This window comes from Priestia sp. P5_B4, assembly GCF_056400385.1.
This window is the reverse complement of record NZ_JBFULJ010000476.1, coordinates 1-2,907: the sequence shown is the minus strand read 5'-3', so window position 1 is coordinate 2,907 and position 2,907 is coordinate 1. Positions and strand designations below refer to the sequence as shown.

General features: G+C 38.0%; 3 protein-coding genes. All 3 read left to right on the top strand.

What is annotated here, in order from left to right; all coding sequences use genetic code 11:
* A partial coding sequence (locus tag AC1DRF_RS21575) for an LTA synthase family protein (RefSeq protein WP_477741653.1) occupies window positions 1-1,119 on the top strand: 1,119 nt, incomplete at its 5' end.
* Between the two features lie 166 nt (window positions 1,120-1,285).
* On the top strand, window positions 1,286-1,930 hold the full coding sequence (locus AC1DRF_RS21570) for a 5-bromo-4-chloroindolyl phosphate hydrolysis family protein (protein WP_043982059.1): 645 nt from the start codon (window positions 1,286-1,288) through the stop codon (window positions 1,928-1,930).
* 24 nt (window positions 1,931-1,954) lie between these two features.
* The coding region (locus AC1DRF_RS21565; RefSeq protein WP_477741652.1) for a toxic anion resistance protein at window positions 1,955-2,907 on the top strand (953 nt) is incomplete at its 3' end.

Below are 2,907 nucleotides of genomic sequence, written 5' to 3'. Positions count from 1 at the left end.
GAAGTAACGCCGTTCTTAAATTCACTACTAAAAGATCAGAACACAATGTATTTCGATAACTTCTTCCATCAAACAGGGCAAGGTAAAACGTCAGATGCTGAATTCATGATGGAGAACTCATTATTCGGCTTACCTCAAGGTTCTGTATTTACAACAAAAGCAAATAACACCTATCAGTCGCTATCTGGTATTCTAGATCAGCAAGGCTATACAACATCTGTGTTCCACGGAAATGGAAAATCGTTCTGGAACCGTGATGAAATGTATAAATCAATGGGTGTAGAAAAATTCTTTGATTCAGCTTATTACAATATGTCAGACGAAGATACGCTGAACTATGGTTTAAAAGATAAACCATTCTTTAAAGAATCAATGCCGTACCTAAAAGGCTTAAAGCAGCCATTTAGCGCGAAGTTCATTACGTTATCAAACCACTTCCCTTATCCGCTAGATAAGGAAGACCAAACGATTGGACCTCACAATACGGGAGATAAGTCAGTTGACCAATACTTCCAAACGGCTCGTTATTTAGATGAATCAATTAAGCAATTCTTTGAGGATTTACAGGCCTCTGGCTTAGCAGACAATACGATGGTCGTGATGTACGGTGACCACTACGGTATTTCTGAAAACCATAAGCGTGCAATGGGCAAAGTAATGGGTAAAAACATCAATGATTTTGAACAAGCTCAACTGCAGCGCGTACCATTATTTATTACTTCACCAGGCCTTAAAGGCGGCGTAAATCATACGTATGGCGGAGACGTAGATGTTCGTCCAACAGTGATGCATTTATTAGGTCTTGATACAAAAGACTATATTGACTTTGGTACAGACTTATTATCAAAAGAACATCAGCAAGTTGTACCTTTCCGTAACGGTGACTTTGTTACACCTAAGGTAACAAAAGTTGATCAGAAAGTGTATGACAACGCAACGGGCAAGCAGCTTTCAGATAAGGAAGCGAAACAGTATGATAAGTATGATGAACTAGTTAAGAAAAAGCTAGAACTATCAGATAAACTTGTTTACGGAGATTTACTCCGCTTTCATACACCAGAAGGGTTCAAACCAATTGAACGCTCGAAGTATGATTACAACAAGCGCGAAGATCAATAAAAAACAGGCAGCTTTTAATAGCTGCCTGTTTTTTTGTTTTGTGAAACCTTTAAAGATTTTATCCGTATATAAATTATAACAGTAATCGTTTTAAGAGACGGGAAGACAATGGTATAATATGTATACGTTTAAAAGTTCGGTCACATTTGAGATAGGAGTGAAAGCGATGAAAGTCGTTCGAATCATAAAAAAGATTCTTGCCATTTGGGCAACAGGAGCAGTAGCCGTTCCGGTCAGCTATTTTGGATTTAGTACCACGATGACTCAATCCTTTGGCATTAGTATAGGAGTAATGGTCGTGATGAGCCTGTTTTTTATTATGAGCAGTGCTCGACGTCATTATCAAAATCCGTATAGAGAAGAAATTGCATACGTTCGTCATCAAGTAAAAGAGGCAAGAAAGCAATTAAGAACCATTGGAAGCTATCGTTTTAAAATTCGGTCTGTTCATATGTGGACAGAACTTTCTAAACTACACAAAGTAGGTAAAAGCATCATTGAAATGGTAGAAAAAGAGCCCGCACGATATAAAGATGTTCAGCCTTTTTTTACGAACTACTTACAATCAACGGTTACCGTCATTGAAAGGTATATGTTTTTATTATCAAAGCCAACGAAAAGCATAGAAGTAAAAGAAAGTCTTCATGAAGCGGAAGACATGCTGCGCGGGTTATCAGGGAAGTATGAGCATTTATTAACAAATGCTCTTTCACAAGATAAGCTGACGTTAGATGTAGAGCTTAAAGTGCTAAAACAAGCATTTGAAGAAGAGCAGCCGTATATACCGACAGCTACTAATCGCACGAAGTAACGTAAATGCAAAGGATGGGATTTTATGATGAAAGAATATAATCAAAATCAATCGTTAGATGCGCTGCTTGATGATCCTTTTGCGTCGCCTACCCCGCAGGTACAATCGGACTCTCGCGCTGCAAAAAGAAACACATACGATGATTTGACACCGGAATATCAGGAAAAAGCACAGAAAATCGCAAATCAAATTGATTATAAAAATCAGCAGGCTATCTTACAGTATGGGGTAGCAGCTCAGTCAGAACTATCTCAGTTTTCTCAATCTGTACTACAGCATGTGCAAACGAAAGATACGGGACCAGTAGGAGATGTTATAGGAGATTTAATGAGTAAGATTCGCCAAGTGAATCCCGATGATTTTTCTGCAAAGAAAAAAGGAGTCATCGGTCGATTATTTTCAGGAGTCTCTAGGCCTATTCAAAATTTATTAACAAAATATCAAAGCATTAATGTTGAAATTGATAAAATTGCAGATAAGTTAGAGCGCTCAAAACAAATGCTGTATCGAGACATTACGATGCTAGATAGCTTATATGATAAAAATAAACAGTTTTACGAGGCGCTTAACGTCTACATTGCAGCGGCCGAATACAAGTTAGTGGCGCTGCAGAATGAAACGCTGCCCCAGCTTCAGCAAACAGCATCTCAAAAAAATGACTATTTGATGGCTCAGGAGGTCAATGATTTAAATCAATTTATCAATAGGCTAGAAAAACGAGTGCATGATTTAAAACTGAGCCGTCAAATTGCCATTCAAAGTGCACCGCAGATTCGATTAATTCAAGAAGTCAATCAGACCCTTGTGGAAAAAATTCAAAGCTCTATTTTAACAGCTATTCCACTTTGGAAAAATCAAGTAGTAATCGCAACCACTTTATTACGCCAAAAGAAAGCAATGGAAGCCCAAAAGCAAGTATCTAAGACAACAAACGACTTGCTTACTAAAAATTCAGAGCTGCTCAAGCAGAACACGAT

Coding starts and splice junctions, on each gene's coding strand:
- AC1DRF_RS21570 (WP_043982059.1), top strand. CDS start 1,286: ATGAAAGTCGTTCGAATCATAAAAAAGATTCTTGCCATTTGGGCAACA.